At 64.5% G+C, this 15,355-nt stretch carries 15 protein-coding genes; 9 read left to right on the forward strand and 6 right to left on the reverse strand.

Features of this window, described 5'->3' with window-relative positions; all coding sequences use genetic code 11:
- Window positions 1-2 precede the first annotated feature (2 nt).
- The 3 genes from pstA to AAC014_RS08480 all read right to left on the reverse strand — a co-directional run bounded on the left by pstA (window position 3) and on the right by AAC014_RS08480 (window position 4,096).
- Window positions 3-1,301, reverse strand: a complete 1,299-nt coding sequence (gene pstA, locus AAC014_RS08470; protein WP_339706886.1) for a phosphate ABC transporter permease PstA — start codon at window positions 1,299-1,301, stop codon at window positions 3-5.
- Window positions 1,294-2,703 (reverse strand): phosphate ABC transporter permease subunit PstC, encoded by a 1,410-nt coding sequence (gene pstC / locus AAC014_RS08475; RefSeq protein ID WP_339706889.1) that lies wholly within the window; start codon window positions 2,701-2,703, stop codon window positions 1,294-1,296. The genes pstA and pstC overlap by 8 nt, the downstream gene beginning before the upstream one ends.
- Before the next feature lie 136 nt (window positions 2,704-2,839).
- Entirely contained in the window at window positions 2,840-4,096 is a 1,257-nt protein-coding gene (locus AAC014_RS08480; protein ID WP_339706892.1) for an ATP-binding protein, read from the reverse strand.
- 133 nt (window positions 4,097-4,229) lie between these two features.
- On the opposite strand from AAC014_RS08480, the gene AAC014_RS08485 reads away from it, so the two are divergent.
- The 4 genes from AAC014_RS08485 to AAC014_RS08500 are packed head-to-tail and all read left to right on the forward strand — an operon-like array spanning window position 4,230 to window position 6,968.
- The gene (locus AAC014_RS08485; RefSeq protein WP_339706895.1) at window positions 4,230-4,751 is read left to right on the forward strand and encodes a hypothetical protein; all 522 of its coding nucleotides are present in this window, start codon (window positions 4,230-4,232) and stop codon (window positions 4,749-4,751) included.
- Window positions 4,752-4,765: 14 nt separating this feature from the next.
- Window positions 4,766-5,044, forward strand: coding sequence for an HPr-rel-A system PqqD family peptide chaperone (locus tag AAC014_RS08490; RefSeq protein ID WP_339706898.1), 279 nt, complete (start codon window positions 4,766-4,768; stop codon window positions 5,042-5,044).
- Entirely contained in the window at window positions 5,041-5,931 is an 891-nt protein-coding gene (locus AAC014_RS08495) for an HprK-related kinase A (RefSeq protein WP_339706901.1), read from the forward strand. The genes AAC014_RS08490 and AAC014_RS08495 overlap by 4 nt, the downstream gene beginning before the upstream one ends.
- Window positions 5,928-6,968: a nucleotidyltransferase family protein gene (locus AAC014_RS08500; protein WP_339706904.1), complete on the forward strand. Its 1,041-nt coding sequence runs from the start codon at window positions 5,928-5,930 to the stop codon at window positions 6,966-6,968. Before AAC014_RS08495 ends, AAC014_RS08500 begins: the two co-directional genes overlap by 4 nt.
- Here the strand turns inward: AAC014_RS08500 and gph are convergent.
- Window positions 6,937-7,620, reverse strand: coding sequence for a phosphoglycolate phosphatase (gene gph / locus AAC014_RS08505; protein ID WP_339706907.1), 684 nt, complete (start codon window positions 7,618-7,620; stop codon window positions 6,937-6,939). The two genes, AAC014_RS08500 and gph, sit on opposite strands and share 32 nt — an antisense overlap.
- Before the next feature lie 85 nt (window positions 7,621-7,705).
- Here gph and glmU point away from each other — a divergent pair, with 85 nt between their 5' ends.
- The 3 genes from glmU to AAC014_RS08520 are packed head-to-tail and all read left to right on the forward strand — an operon-like array spanning window position 7,706 to window position 11,258.
- Window positions 7,706-9,064 (forward strand): bifunctional UDP-N-acetylglucosamine diphosphorylase/glucosamine-1-phosphate N-acetyltransferase GlmU, encoded by a 1,359-nt coding sequence (glmU, locus tag AAC014_RS08510; RefSeq protein WP_339706909.1) that lies wholly within the window; start codon window positions 7,706-7,708, stop codon window positions 9,062-9,064.
- A complete protein-coding gene (glmS, locus tag AAC014_RS08515; protein ID WP_339706911.1) occupies window positions 9,064-10,887 on the forward strand; it encodes a glutamine--fructose-6-phosphate transaminase (isomerizing) in 1,824 nt (607 codons plus the stop codon). Before glmU ends, glmS begins: the two co-directional genes overlap by 1 nt.
- On the forward strand, window positions 10,884-11,258 hold the full coding sequence (locus AAC014_RS08520; protein WP_339706914.1) for a GFA family protein: 375 nt from the start codon (window positions 10,884-10,886) through the stop codon (window positions 11,256-11,258). Before glmS ends, AAC014_RS08520 begins: the two co-directional genes overlap by 4 nt.
- Here AAC014_RS08520 and AAC014_RS08525 read toward each other — a convergent pair.
- The gene (locus AAC014_RS08525) at window positions 11,255-11,650 is read right to left on the reverse strand and encodes a response regulator (protein WP_339706916.1); all 396 of its coding nucleotides are present in this window, start codon (window positions 11,648-11,650) and stop codon (window positions 11,255-11,257) included. The two genes, AAC014_RS08520 and AAC014_RS08525, sit on opposite strands and share 4 nt — an antisense overlap.
- A gap of 88 nt (window positions 11,651-11,738) precedes the next feature.
- On the opposite strand from AAC014_RS08525, the gene gor reads away from it, so the two are divergent.
- Window positions 11,739-13,082 carry a glutathione-disulfide reductase gene (gor, locus tag AAC014_RS08530; protein WP_339706919.1) on the forward strand — a complete coding sequence of 448 codons (1,344 nt, stop codon included), beginning with the start codon at window positions 11,739-11,741 and terminating at the stop codon, window positions 13,080-13,082.
- Here the strand turns inward: gor and AAC014_RS08535 are convergent.
- Window positions 13,079-13,696 (reverse strand): TetR/AcrR family transcriptional regulator, encoded by a 618-nt coding sequence (locus AAC014_RS08535; RefSeq protein ID WP_339706922.1) that lies wholly within the window; start codon window positions 13,694-13,696, stop codon window positions 13,079-13,081. The genes gor and AAC014_RS08535 overlap by 4 nt on opposite strands.
- A 219-nt stretch (window positions 13,697-13,915) precedes the next feature.
- On the opposite strand from AAC014_RS08535, the gene AAC014_RS08540 reads away from it, so the two are divergent.
- Window positions 13,916-15,301: a 3-deoxy-7-phosphoheptulonate synthase class II gene (locus AAC014_RS08540; RefSeq protein ID WP_339706925.1), complete on the forward strand. Its 1,386-nt coding sequence runs from the start codon at window positions 13,916-13,918 to the stop codon at window positions 15,299-15,301.
- The last annotated feature ends 54 nt before the right edge of the window (window positions 15,302-15,355 follow it).

The raw sequence follows: 15,355 nt of genomic DNA on the forward strand, positions 1-15,355 counted from the left end.
GTTCACCAGCGTTTCTCGAACTTGTTGCGGAGGTATATCGCGACGCCGTTCATCAGCATCAGGAAAACGAGGAGCACGATGATCGCCGCCGAGGTTTTCTCGACAAAACCGCGCGCCACCTCGTCCGACCAAAGAAAGATCTGCACCGGAAGCACCGTCGCAGGGGTGGTGAGGCCGCCCGGTACATCGGTAACGAAGGCGCGCATACCGATCATCAGCAGCGGCGCCGTCTCGCCGAGTGCGCGCGCCATACCGATGATCGTGCCGGTGAGGATGCCGGGGAGCGCCAGCGGCAGCACATGATGGAACACCACCTGAATCTGCGAGGCGCCGACGCCGAGCGCAGCGTCGCGGATCGACGGCGGCACCGACTTGATGGCGATGCGCCCCGCGATGACGATCACGGGCAGCGTCATCAATGCAAGGGTAAGGCCGCCGACGATCGGCGCCGAGCGCGGCATCCCGAAGAAGTTGAGGAATACGGCGAGACCGAGGAGGCCGAAGATGATGGAAGGCACAGCGGCGAGGTTGTTGATGCTGACCTCGATCATGTCGGTGAAACGATTCTTCGGCGCATACTCTTCAAGATAGATCGCCGTCATGACGCCGATCGGGAAGCAGAGGAGCAATGTGACGACGAGGGTGAGCAGCGAACCTTTTGCTGCGCCCCAAATCCCGGCGAGCTCCGGGCTCGTCGAATCCGCCATCGTCAGGAACGTAGTGTTGAGCGTGGTTCGGACCGCGCCATCGGCCTTGAGCTTGTCGAACGCCGCGACCTCCGCGTCCGACACCGGGCGGTTTGCTTCAGGGGCATTACGCTCGATGAGCCCCTTGCCGAGCAGGTCGAAATCGCCGGATGTCGGCACCCACACATCAACCCGCTTGCCGATGAGGCCGGGATCGGCGCGCACGGCTTCGCGTAGCGCGAGCCATGCACCTTCGCTCACCATATCCTTCGCGGCAATACCCAGGTTCTGCGCGCGCGCATTCGCCGCTGCGGTCATCAAGCCCTGGAAATTCGCCGTGTTGAGCGCATTCTCGCCGCCCGGACCTGCAAGTGCGCTGCTGTCGATGCCGAGCGTGAACGGATCGTATTCAACCGCGAGCTTCACTTCGGTGCGCAGGAACCCTGTGTACCCGTTGGCGAAGATCGTACCCAGAAGGAAAAACAGGAACGCGCCCGCCAGCGCCAGAGCCGCAAATCCCATGAAGCGGAATCGGCGTTCCTTCGCATAGCGCCGCCGCACGCGCGCCTGCATGACGGGCGAGGCCCAGTCGGTCTGTACGCGCGGGCTATTCATAAGCTTCCCGGTAGCGCTTCACGACCGCGAGCGCGTAGATATTGAGGCACAGCGTCACCACGAACAGCACGAGGCCGAGCGCGAACGCGGAGAGCGTCTTCGCCGAATCGAATTCCTGATCGCCGGTGAGGAGCTGTACGATCTGGGCGGTGACGGTCGTTACCGACTGGAATGGGTTCGCCGTAAGATTAGCGGCAAGGCCCGCGGCCATCACCACGATCATCGTTTCACCGATCGCGCGGCTGACCGCCAGAAGCACGCCGCCGACGATGCCGGGCAGCGCGGCCGGAATGAGCACGCGTTTGATCGTTTCCGAAGTGGTGGCGCCCATTGCGAGGCTGCCGTCGCGCATCGCGGCGGGGACGGCGGTGATCGAATCATCCGCCATCGAGGAGACGAACGGGATGATCATGATGCCCATGACCACGCCAGCCGCCAGCGCGCTCTCCGAGCTAGCGTTCGAAATGCCGATCGAGAGGGCGAATTCGCGCACGGCGGGCGCGACGGTGAGCGCCGCGAAATAGCCGTAGACCACGGTCGGCACGCCAGCGAGCACCTCCAGCATCGGCTTCATGATCTTGCGCGAGCCGGGCTTTGCATATTGGGTCAGGTAAATCGCCGACATGAGTCCCAGCGGGATCGCGACGATCATCGCGATGATCGCACCGATAAAGATCGTGCCCCAGAACAGCGGCACCGCCCCGAACGCACCCGACGACCCGACCTGATCGGCGCGAATCGCCGTCTGCGGGCTCCAGTTGGTGCCGAACAGGAACTCGATCGGCGACACGCGCCGGAAGAACTCGACGCTTTCATAGATAAGCGAAAGCACGATGCCGAAGGTGGTGAGGATCGACACCAGCGACGACAACACCAGCACAATCATGATGAACCGTTCGACCCGCGGCCGCGCCCGGAAGTGCGGCCGCACGCGCAGCCATGCAAAGCCGCCGCCAGACATCGCGAGCAGCGCCGCAAGGCCTGCAATCACCAGCGACCACTGAGTCTTGATAGAGCGGTAGATCGGCACCGCCGCATCGGCTGCAGGGTTGAACGCGCCCGAGAGCTGTCCCGAGACGACGCCGCGCACCTCGGTGAGGAAAGCCTGCCGGTCGAGCATCGTCTGCGGCTGGCTTTCAGCCGGAAGCGAGGCGATCGTGCGGTCCGCAACGATGTTCTCTCCAACAACCGACCACGCCAGCACCAGGATGAGCGCAGGCACCAGCGCCCAGAGCGCGACGTACCAACCGTGATAGGCGGGGCGTGAGTGGACGGAGGAGATTCTGTCCGCCGCACTCGCGAACGTCTGTCCACCCGCGAAGGCGGCTGCGCGGGCACGGGCAGCGAGATACGCTGCGACAGCCAGACCAAGCAGGGCGAGGATCAGGGCAGCTGCTGACATGATCGAACGGCGTGCATTGCCGACCTTTCGGCACGCTCGCCTTCATCCTTTCCCGTTGATACGCCCACTGCCGCGACGGTGCGGCGGATTGATTCGCCCGGTTGCTCGTTCTGCGCGCTTGTGTGGTGTCATCTTTTCAAATTTGTGACACCGATGCGGGTAAAGTGAAGCTGATCGCGGTACCGACCCCCTGCTCGCTGGTGATTTCCAGCGTTCCGCGATGCCTTTCGACAATGTGTTTGGCGATGGCGAGACCGAGCCCGGTGCCGCCAAGGCGCCGCGAACGACCCGTATCGACGCGGTAGAAGCGTTCGGTGAGGCGCGGGATATGCTCGGCTGCGATGCCGTCGCCCACATCGGCAATGGCGATGCGTACGACTTCGCCCTGCAAAGCCTTCGCCCGCTCCGCTGTAACCGTGATCGGCGTGCCGGTGCGGCCATATTTGATCGCGTTGGTCATCAGGTTGTGGAGCACCTGAAGCACCTGGTCCTTGTCCGCGATCACCTGCGGCAGTTCGGGATCGAGATTCATCACGAGTTGGCGCTTGTCCGCCTCCAGCGCCACGGCTGAGGTCGTCGCCACATTTTCGAACACCGGCGCGAGGTCGATGATCTCACGCGGGCGAATATTCTTGTCGAGCTCGATGCGCGAAAGCGACATCAGATCGTCGACGAGCCGGGTCATGCGCGCGGCCTCATTCGCCATCACGTCAAGAAAGCGCGCGCGCGCCGCCGGATCGTTCGCGGCCGGTCCCTGCAGCGTTTCGATGAAGCCGACAAGCGTCGCAAGCGGCGTCCTGAGTTCGTGGCTGGCGTTCGCCACAAAGTCGGCGCGCATCCGTTCGGCGAGCCGCGCGGGCGAAACGTCGGCGAACGACAGCAGAAGGCGCGCATCGCCCGCGGGGCCGGCGCGCAGGCGAAACACCGTGGAATGCCGCCCGATCCCCTCGATCTCGCGGATCGAATCGCGGTTTTGCCGCATCGCGGTCGTCACCGTCTCGATCACAGCCGGATGTCGGATGGCGATGCGGATATCCTCGCCAAGCGCATGGGCACCGAAGGCGTCCACCGCCTCGGCGTTCATGGCGAGAATGCCGAAGTTGCGATCGACCAGCACGGCAGCGTTCTCGAGCGAGTCGAGCGTGATCGACGGGTGCACGTCGTCTATGCTTGCGGAGCCTTCCGCGGCTGGCTCCGGCAGCTTTCGCGGCGGGCGCGCGGCGAACGCTCCGGCCGCCGCCGCAAGCAGCGCGAGCACGGCCGCGCCGATCACCTCTTGCCACGCAAACGCATAGCCCGCGGCCGCTGCGAGCACGACCGCCGAAGCGACCGCGATCCACCGGTTCCAGCCGGCACCTTCAGCGTTCAGGTCATCGCCCACAGATGTCGGCACGTTTTACAACTTTCGCTTTTCAGGCCGCCGTTTACTTCGCAACCCATTAGAAACGCAGCAATGGTATGGTCCTTGCTTCCCATGAGGGCAAGACGGCGTATAAAGTGTATTCGAAGGATTTCGGGACAGGCTTATGACAGACGAACGCAAAAGCGACGAGATGGAGCTGGCTGAAGGCAAGGCCTCGCGGCGCGCCCTGTTGCGGCTCGGTGCGGTGGCGGCACCCGCGGTTGTCACGCTGCGTCCCGCATGGGCGACCGGCGGCTACCACGGCGGTGGCGGCGGTGGTGGTGGCGGGGCGACAACATCGCTCGCCATGTGCCAGATCCCGATCGACAAGGTCTGCGACACCGACGGCAAGGGCTACGACGCCTACGGCTACGATATGGACTCGGCCGATGACGAAGGCATGGTGGCCTATGGCGGCGGCGGTTACGGCGGCGGCGGTGGCAGCGGCGGCAAGACAAAATGCTACGCCCCCCCGCCCAAGGGCTACTACTACGGTCAGGAATTGGTCGACTATCAGCAGTCCGGCCGACTGCCTGACGGTATCTATTCGACGAAGCAGTTCGACGCCCACCTCAAGTATATCAAGAACCTGAAGCCGGGTCAGAGCGGGTTCACCTGCCTCACCTCGCTCGTTCACAAGCTCTGACGGGCGGCACCGACATGCGCTACCGCGCCGCGGCGCGGGATGCTTATGTCGTGCGCCCCGTCGACGACCTTACGCTCGTCTATCATCGGCCTTCTGGGATGACGCACGTCGTCTCCCCGGCTGTCGTCGCCATCCTCGACCTGCTACACGGGCGAACGCTCGGCATCGGGGAGGTTTGCGAACAGCTTGCACAGCATCATGATCTCGACGGCGAAGGCGACGATATCGCCCGCGTTGTCACCGCGCGGCTCAATGAAATGGCCGCGATGGACATTATCGACCGCATCGCATGACGCCTGACCGCTGGCCGTCCCGGACGCTGCGGATCGGCCCGGCGTCCTTCCATCTGCGCTCGCCCTTCCGGCGCGTCATCGACGAGGTGAACGCGCTCTACCGCGACTATCCGGCCGAAACGGCAGACGGCATCTACGATTATGCCGTGAGTGCCGTCCCTTCGAGCCCACTGCGAAGGTGGGTGAAGCCGAACCTGAGGCTCGAATGCGATTTCGAGCCCTTCGACACGCTGCCGCTGCCCGTTGACCTGGGAATGCTCGGCCTCGAAATGGGCATGAACCTGCAGATGGCGGTCGGCTACCGACGGCATGTCGTGGTTCATGCGGCATCGTCCGCAAACGGAGACAAGGCAGCACTGCTGATCGGCGATTCGGGCGCGGGCAAGAGCACGCTGTCGGCCTTGCTGGCGTACCGCGAGGGTTGGCGCCATCTCGGCGACGAATTCGCGCTGCTCGATCTCCATGCGCCCCTGCTGCACCCCTTCCCCCGTCCGATTTCGCTCAAGAATGCTTCGATCGCGGCGATGGAAGCGCGCGCACCTGCGGACCGCTTCGGGCCGGTGCTTGAAGGCACGGTGAAAGGCACGATCCGGCACCTGCTGCCGCCCGGCGCTGCAATCGACACGATGGAAACGCCCGCCGAGATCGCGCTCGTCGTCGCTCCGCACTTCCGCGAGAACGCCGCGCCGGCGTGGCGGCCGATGACACGAACCGAAACCTACGTGCGCCTCGCCGCCTCCTCCACCAATCAGGCACTGATGGGCGAAGCCGGGTTCGAGGCCGTCTGGCGCTGCCTCGCGCACGCGCCGGCCTTTGATATCATGTACGGATCGAGCGACGACGCGCTCGAACTTTTCGAGACGCTGTGGCGCAAGGTGACGGCATGACGCCGGCCGCGATCCTGCACCGCGCGCTCGCCGAGCCCGAATCGATGCGGGGACTGTCGGCGGATGACTGGAACGCGCTTATCCGCGTCGGGCGCGCCGAGAGGCTGCTGGGAACGGTCGCAGAGCGCGCTGTGCCGCTGTGGGAGGCGCTTCCCGGGGGGGCTCGGACATGTCTCACCGAAGAGCGCGACATCACCCGCGGCGATCACCTCGCCGCTCGGTGGGAAATCGACCGCGCCGCGCTAGCGCTCAGGAATGTGGGCTGTCCCGTCATCCTGATGAAGGGCTCCGCATATCTCCATGCCGGACTGCCCGTCGCGCAGGGGCGGCGAATCGGCGATCTCGACATTCTCGTGCCACGCGCAGCGCTTCCCGCGGTCGAAGCCGCACTGCTGGCGCATGGATGGCTTCAGGCGAAGGAAAACGCCTACGACGACCATTATTACCGTACATGGATGCACGAGCTGCCGCCGATGGTGCATAAGGAGCGCGGCGGTGTCATCGACGTGCACCACACGATCCTGCCGCTCACCGCGCGGCTGAAGCCGGACGCCGATGCGCTCATCGAAAGCCGCGTGGCTGTGGCGGACGGCCTGTTCGTGCTCGGTCCGGCGGAGATGCTGCTGCACAGCGCCGCGCACGTCGCCTACGATGGCGAGTTCGAGGGCGGCGCGCGCAATCTCTGGGATATTCACTGTCTCGCGACCGATTTCGCGCGCACCGAAGGCTTTTGGGATGGGCTCGCCGCTGCGGCCGAGCGGCACCAGCTTCGAACACCACTGTCGCGCGCTCTGCGGCTTGCCCGGCAACTCTATGGAACGGACGTACCGGAAACGCTGGTCGCCCGCATGGACCTCGTTGATCGGCTCGCGCTCCGTAAGCTCGGCGGGCGCGACCGCTTCGGGCACCAGGGCGCGAAGCTCAGCGATCGGCTGCTCTACATCCGGGGGCACTGGCTGCGGATGCCGCCGCTGATGCTGGCCCAGCACCTCGTGCGCAAGGCACTCAGACGAAAAGAGCAGGCGCAACCCGTTTGAGCGTCGGCACCAGCGCATCGAAATGGTCGATCATCGCGTCCGCGCCGAGCGTGTCGGGCGGCACGTCGCTGTAGCCGAAACTGGTGAGCACAACCGGGATTCCCGCCGCGCGTGAGGCTTCCACATCGGGCCGCGAATCGCCCACGAACGCAGCGCGCGCCGGATCGCCGCCCATCCGCACCAATGTTTCGAGCACGTGCGCAGGGTCGGGCTTCCTGACCGGCAGGCTGTCGCCGCCAAGGATCGCATCGAACAGGTCGCCCCAGCCGAGCGCGTCGATGAGGTCCACGGCAAGCCGTTCAGGTTTGTTGGTGCAAATCGCGATGCGGGCGCCTGCATCCGCGAGGGCGGTGAGTGATGCCTCGACGCCTTCCCACGGCCGCGAGCCGACACAGACGTTGGCACCGTAGAATTCGAGGAATACCGGCACACCCGCGTCGAGCATCGACTCATCCCCTCCGCCCGTAAGCGCAAGGCCGCGCTCGATCGTGCGGCGTGCGCCGTGGCCGACCATGTGGCGCACGGCTTCGGGATCGACGGGCGCCCGGCCGAAATGCGCCAGAACGTGGTTCATCGCCGCCGCAAGGTCCGGGGCAGTATCGACGAGCGTGCCGTCTAGGTCGAAAACGATGGAGGGTGGTGTCGGATTCATGCAAGCCTTTTGCCCGGCGTTATGGAAATGGCAATCCCGATATGGCACAGGCACCGCAGGAATTGATTGAGTCTGTGAGATTTTCATGAGCCGCCGCCCCGTCGCCGCCATCATCCTCGCTGCCGGAATGGGCACGCGGATGAAATCCGAAACGCACAAGGTGCTGCACCCCATCGGCGGGCGGGCGATGCTGCTCCACCTGATGGCAAGCGTGGACGAGATTGCGCCCGAACGCACCGTCGTCGTCGTGGGCGCACGGCGCGAGCAGGTGGAGGCCGCAGTCGCGGACACCGGAGCCGTCGTGGTGACACAGGAACCGCAACTCGGCACCGCCCATGCCGTGCTTCAAGCAAAGGCTGCGCTTGAGGGTTTCGACGGTGACATACTCGTGCTGTATGGGGACGTGCCGTTCATCGAGAGCGCGACCATGCGTCTGATGCTTTCGAAGCTTCACAACGAGAAAGATGCACCAGCAGCCGTCGTTCTCGGCTTCCGCGCGACCGACCCCGGCGCTTACGGGCGTATCGACGCCGATGACGGGGTTATCCGGAAGATGGTGGAGTTCAAGGACGCCTCACCGGTCGAGCGCGCTATCGATCTCTGCAATTCCGGCCTGCTCGCTGTGCGCTCCGCGGACCTCTGGCCGCTACTGGAACGCGTTGGCAACGACAATGCAGCGGGCGAGTACTACCTCCCGGACATCATCATGCTCGCCAAGGAGGATGACCGAACATCGCGCGTCGTCGAAACGGCCGAAGCCGAGGTGATGGGCATCAACAGCCGCGCCGAACTTGCGGTCGCCGAAGCACGCTTCCAGACAGAGCGTCGCAACCACTTCATGAAGGAAGGCGTTACGCTGACCGATCCCGGCAGCGTGTTCTTCGCCTTTGATACCGAGATTGCGGCGGATGTGAGCATCGCACCGAATGTCGTTTTCGGCCCCGGCGTTTCCGTGGGCGCTGGCACACGCATTCATGCCTTCTCGCATCTTGAAGGCGCAAAGGTCGGCGAAAAAGCGGAAATCGGGCCCTACGCCCGCCTCCGCCCCGGCACGGATCTCGCGAAGGGCGTCAAAATCGGCAACTTCGTCGAAACAAAGAAAGCCGTGTTCGCCGAAGGCGCGAAGGCAAACCACCTCTCCTACATCGGCGACGCCAGCGTGGGCACGAAGGCCAACATCGGCGCAGGCACGATCACCTGTAACTATGACGGCTTCTTCAAGTACAAGACGGAAATCGGCGCGGGTGCCTTTATCGGCTCCAACAGCGCGCTTGTTGCGCCCGTGAAGATCGGTGACGGCGCGATCGTCGGCGCAGGCTCGGTGATGACGAAGGATGTGGAGGCCGATGCGCTCGCAGTCGCGCGCGGTGTTCAGGACAGCAAACCCGGCTGGGCCGCGCGGTTCCGCGAGGCAATGACGGCCAAAAAGAAAGCGGCGAAGTAATGTGTGGCATCATCGGAATTCTCGGTAAAGGCGACGTCACCGACCAGCTCGTGGCGGGCCTCCGCCGGCTTGAGTATCGCGGTTATGATTCGGCAGGCGTCTGCACGATCGTGGACGGGCATTTCGATCGCCGTCGCGCTGAAGGCAAGCTCGACAACCTCGCGAAGAAGCTCGCGCTCGATCCCCTGCCCGGCCACGTCGGCATCGCCCACACGCGCTGGGCGACCCACGGTGCGCCCACCGAAGACAACGCGCACCCACACATCGTGGGCGACGTGACGCTTGTTCACAACGGCATCATCGAGAACTTCAAGGAACTGCGCGACGAGCTTTCTGCCGAGGGCCGCAGCTTCGCGAGCCAAACCGATACGGAGGTCGTCGCCCACCTCGTTGCGCGCGAGCTTGAGAGCGGCAAGGCCCCGATCGAAGCGGTGAAGGCCGTGCTGCCGCGCCTGCACGGCGCGTTCGCTCTCGCGATGATGTTCAAGGGTCACGACAATCTGCTCGTCGGCGCCCGCCTCGGCGCACCGCTCGTCGTCGGGCTCGGCGAGGGCGAGAACTATCTCGGCTCCGACGCGCTGGCGCTCGCGCCGATGACGCAGAAGATCGCCTACCTCGAGGAAGGCGACTGGGCCGTACTCAGCCGCGAGAAGATCGAGATTTTCGATCGCGACAACAATCCCGTCACACGCGAAGTAACGCTCTCAGGCGTCTCCGGCGCGATGATCGACAAGGGCAACCACCGCCACTTCATGCAGAAGGAGATCTTCGAGCAGCCGGTGGTCGTGGCGCAGACGCTACAAGCCTATCTGAAGCCGCTCGACGGCAAGGTGGCCCTCCCCATCCCCGAGTTCGACCTCGCCGAGGTAAAGCGCGTCACCATCGTCGCCTGCGGCACCAGCTACTACGCTGGTCTCGTCGCCAAATACTGGTTCGAGAAGTTCGCGCGCGTGCCGGTGGACATCGATGTCGCCTCCGAATTCCGCTACCGCGAACCGGTGCTGGAGCCCGGCGGGCTCGCACTCTTCATCAGCCAGTCGGGCGAAACCGCGGACACGCTCGCCGCGCTCCGTCACTGCCGGACCGAAGGCCAGAAGATCGCGGTCGTCGTCAACGTGCCGACCAGCTCGATGGCCCGTGAGGCAGATCTGCTTCTCCCCACCAACGCGGGCCCGGAGATCGGGGTTGCCTCGACGAAGGCGTTCACCTGCCAGCTTGCCGTGCTTGCTGCTTTCGCGGCCAACCTCGCACGCGCCAAAGGCAAGATGACCGCCGACGAAGAACGCGAGATCGTGAAGCACCTCGCCGAAGCGCCCGCCGCGCTCAATGCCGCGCTCGCCCATGATGAGGAGATCGAGAAGATGGCGCCGCTCGTCGCCGCGGCGCGCGACGTGCTCTACCTGGGCCGCGGCCCGGACTATCCGATGGCGCTCGAAGGCGCGTTGAAGCTGAAGGAGATCAGCTACATCCACGCCGAAGGCTATGCGGCAGGCGAGATGAAGCATGGCCCGATCGCACTCATCGACGACAGCGTTCCCGTCATCGTCATCGCGCCCTCGGGCCCGCTCTTTGAAAAGACCGTCAGCAACATGCAGGAGGTTGCTGCGCGCGGCGGCCGCATCGTGCTGATCTCCGACGCCGCGGGCATCGCCAAGGCGGGTGACGGCGCGGTCGCGACGATCGAGATGCCGGACTGCCACCCGCTCATCCAGCCGCTCGTCTACGCCGTGCCCGTGCAGCTGCTCGCCTACCACGTGGCGGTGGCCAAGGGCACGGACGTCGACCAGCCGCGCAACCTTGCGAAATCCGTCACCGTCGAATGAAGACGCTCTCAGGCGGCTGCCATTGCAAGGCGGTGCGATTCGAGGTGGACGTTGAAGACGGGCCCATCCCGCTGCTCGACTGCAATTGCTCCATGTGCGCGGCGACGGGCTTCCTGCACCTCATCGCGGCGAAGGCCGAGTTCCGCCTGCTGTCGGGCGACGATAATCTCGGCGAGTATCGTTTCGGTGAGGGGATCGCCCGCCACCTCTTCTGCAAGACCTGCGGGATCAAGAGCTTTTACGTGCCGCGCTCGCACCCGGACGGGTACAGCGTCAACGCGCGCTGTCTCGACGACTACGCATCGCTGACCTTCGCCGTCGAAGCCTTCGACGGCCGTAACTGGGAAGCCGCCCGGGAACGTCTCGGCTAAAGCTCTTCGCCGACCATCTCGCGAAGCAGGACTTCAAGCTCCGTGATCTGGAACGGCTTGCTCACGAGCCGCGCATCACAGTGTGCGTCCGGCAGCATTGATGCGCCGTCGTATCCGGTTGCGAACACGAAGGGCACGCCGCGGGCCTTGAGCACGTCCGCGACCGCCCAGCTCAACTCGCCGTCGAGGTTGACATCGAGGAGCGCGATATCGGCATCCGTCGTTTCGGCAAGCTTGAGCGCCTCCTCAAGCCGGGTAGCCGGGCCTTGCATTTCCCAGTCCATATCCTCGAACAGTGTTTCGAGCGACATGGCAATAAGTGGTGAATCTTCCACCAGCAGTACCTTGCGCCGGGCAGGTATGTCCTGAGGCGCCGTTGCGACCGTTGTCATCTCACCTTACCTTCCCCCACGTTGGCGGACACTTTAGCCAAACGCTACACAGCCGTAATCTACTGCCACAAAGGGCCGGACCGCAAATATGAACGCATACGACTACGATCTCTTCGTCATCGGCGCCGGTTCGGGCGGGGTACGCGCGGCGCGGATTTCCGCGGGCCACGGTGCGCGCGTTGCCATTGCCGAGGAGTACCGAGTCGGCGGCACGTGCGTGATTCGCGGCTGCGTGCCGAAGAAACTGCTCGTCTACGGTGCACATTTCGCCGAAGACCTTGAAGACGCGCGGAACTTCGGCTGGACGGTGGAAGGCAAGCGCTTCGACTGGACGACGCTGCGAGACAATGTCCTTTCAGAGGTGGACCGGCTCAATAAAGCCTATATTTCAACACTCGAAAGCCAGAAGGTGACGATTCTCCAAGGCCGCGCCGTGCTGGAGGACGCGCACACGGTGCGGATCGGCGACAAGACAGTCACTGCCGACAAGATCCTGATCGCAACCGGTGCACGTCCCGGCTTCCCGGACTGCGAAGGCGCTGAGCACGGGATCACCTCGAACGAGGTGTTCCATCTCGAAGCACTGCCGAAGCGCGTCGTGATCGCGGGCGGCGGTTATATTGCCAACGAATTCGCCGGCATTTTCAATGCACTCGGCGTGAAGGTGACGCTGCTTCTGCGCGGCGACCGCCTGCTGCGCGAATACGACCAGCAGCTCGCCGAGCGCCTGCAGGCGATCAGCACGGCAAAGGGCATCGATTTCCGTTTCAACGCGCCGTTCCACAAGGTCGAGAAGCAGGCGGACGGTAGCCTGCTCGTCCATGCCGGGAAGGACACGCCGATCGAGACCGATCTCCTCGTCTACGCAATCGGTCGGCCGCCAAACAGTAACGGTCTGGGCCTTGAGGCGGTCGGCGTCGAACTGGCGGAAAACGGCGCGATCAAGGTCGATGCGGACAGCCGTACCAACGTCGAGAACATCTATGCCGTCGGCGACGTGACCGACCGCGTGCAGCTGACCCCCGTCGCGATCCGAGAGGGCCACGCGTTTGCCGACACCGTGTTCGGCAGCAAGCCGTGGCGGGTCGATCATAGCTGCATCCCGTCCGCCGTGTTCAGCCATCCGCCGATTGCGGCCGTCGGCCTCACCGAATCGCAGGCGCGCAATGCCTATGGCTCGGTGCGCGTCTATGCTTCCGACTTCCGGCCGATGAAGAACGTGCTGGCGGGTCGGAACGAACGGTCGCTTTACAAGCTGGTCGTCGATGAAGCGTCAGGCCGCATCCTTGGCGCGCACATGATCGGGCCGGACGCGGCCGAGATCATGCAGCCGCTTGCGATTGCCGTGAAGGCGGGGCTGACCAAGGCACAGCTCGACGAAACCGTAGCCGTCCACCCGACGATGGCGGAAGAACTCGTGCTGATGCGTTAGATGGCGAGCGCGTGATTGGGGTCGACAACGGCCTCGATCATGCGGTCGATCTCGCTGTGCGCGATGCGCAGCTGGCCATCGATAAGCAGCATGGACAGGCCGTGCACCAGCGACCAGGCGCGGAGCGCCGCCTTGCGCCGCATCGCGGACGAGAAGCGCGGCCCCGCAAGGCGGGCGACGGCATCCTCGATGTTGCCGGTGAGCGGTTCGATCGCGAACATCAGCGCGGCGTCGCGGCTGGAATCGACCTGATCGCTGAACATAAGGCGGAACAGCGCGGGATTGCGGACCGCGAAGCGAACATAAGCGCGACCCATGTCGGCAAAGCGCACCGGCGTCACCACGGCATTCGAAACCGGCTCGATCTGCACGGCTGTCAGGCGCTTGAAGCCCTCGATAGCCATTGCGGTGAGCAGCGCCTCTTTCGAGGTATAGTGGCGATAGACGGCAGCGGGGCTCACCCCCACCTCGCGGGCGACTTCGCGCAGCGCAAGCTCAGCACAGCCTCGCCGCTCCAGAAGCTCCAGACCGGCGTTCAGCAGCGCCTCCTGAAGATTGCCGTGATGGTAGCTGCTTGGTGCCTTGCGTTCAAAAACCGGCGACTGTTTCAGCATCGGAGTTTCCCCTGTCCCCCCGGAATATGTGAACAATGTACGCATAAATGATTAATATCAAGCGCATTCATTGTCTTAGCCCCTTCTTTTGCGATGAATTGTTACGATGGCGTTAACCATGATGAAAAAATCTCTGCCGCAAATGGCGTGGCGGAAGCATCCGGGGGGCCAAGAAAGCATTGCTTGCGCTCGTGCAAGTGACACGCCAAAAGGCGCGCGATGAAGACGTCCGACCAATCCTGGGCCCCGGCCAGCTGGCGCAATTCCGAAGCGCGGCAGCTTCCTGCCTATGCGGACACGGCAGCACTTGCAGCCGTGGAAAGCGAGCTTTCGAGCTATCCGCCGCTCGTCTTCGCGGGCGAAGCGCGCGCGCTCGAAGCCCAGCTTGCCGATGTTGCGGCGGGCAAGGCTTTCCTGCTCCAGGGCGGCGACTGTGCCGAAAGCTTCGCCGAGTTCCACCCGAACCATATCCGCGACACGTTCCGCGTGCTCCTGCAGATGGCGGTGGTGCTGACCTTCGCCAGCCGGATGCCGGTGGTGAAGGTAGGCCGCCTTGCCGGCCAGTTCGCCAAGCCCCGCTCGGCGGACATGGAAGAGTTGAACGGCGTTTCGCTGCCAAGCTACCGCGGCGACATCGTCAACGACATTACCTTCGAAAGCGCGGCGCGGGAACCAAACCCGCAGCGTATGCTCCGCGCCTACATGCAGTCTGCCGCAACGCTCAACCTGCTGCGCGCCTTCGCGCAGGGCGGCTTTGCGAACCTGCATCAGGTTCACAAGTGGAACCTCGATTTCGTGGGCCGCTCGCCATGGGCCGAGAAATACAAGGACGTCGCCGACCGCATCGGCGATGCGCTCGCCTTCATGGAAGCGTGCGGCATCAGCCCGGAAACGGTTCCGCAGCTGAAGGGCACGGACTTCTACACAAGCCACGAGGCGCTGCTGCTCGGCTACGAGCAGGCGATGACGCGGCAGGATTCGCTGACCGGCCGCTGGTACGACACCAGCGCGCACATGCTGTGGGTGGGCGACCGCACACGCTTCGAAGGCTCGGCGCATATCGAGTTCCTGCGCGGCGTCGGCAACCCGCTTGGCCTGAAGGCCGGCCCGAGCCTGCAGCCGGACACGCTCATCCGCCTGATCGACACGCTGAACCCCGAGAACGTCCCGGGCCGCATCACCATCATCAGCCGCTTCGGCCACGACAAGGTGGAAGCCGGCCTGCCGCCGCTCGTTCGCGCCGTGAAGCAGGAGGGGCGCCACGTCGTCTGGTCGTGCGACCCGATGCACGGCAACACGATCAAGTCGGGCAGCGGCTACAAGACGCGCCCGTTCGACCGTATCCTCACCGAGGTGCGGGGCTTCTTCGCGGTGCACCGCGCCGAAGGCACGCACGCGGGCGGCATCCATGCCGAGATGACCGGCCAGAACGTCACTGAATGCACCGGCGGCGCGATGGCGATCACCGACGAGGCGCTCGCCGACCGCTATCACACGCACTGCGACCCGCGCCTCAACGCCGGCCAGAGCCTTGAACTCGCCTTCCTGCTTGCCGAATGCATCAAGGCCGAGGTCGATCTCGCCGCACGGAACCAGGCGGCCTGACCCCCTCATCTTTCCGCCCGCTTGCGAAGCGGCGCTGAATAAGGGATCGTCCGT

Origin of the sequence: uncultured Sphingosinicella sp. (assembly GCF_963974575.1) — a bacterium.
Classification (GTDB): domain Bacteria; phylum Pseudomonadota; class Alphaproteobacteria; order Sphingomonadales; family Sphingomonadaceae; genus Sphingosinicella.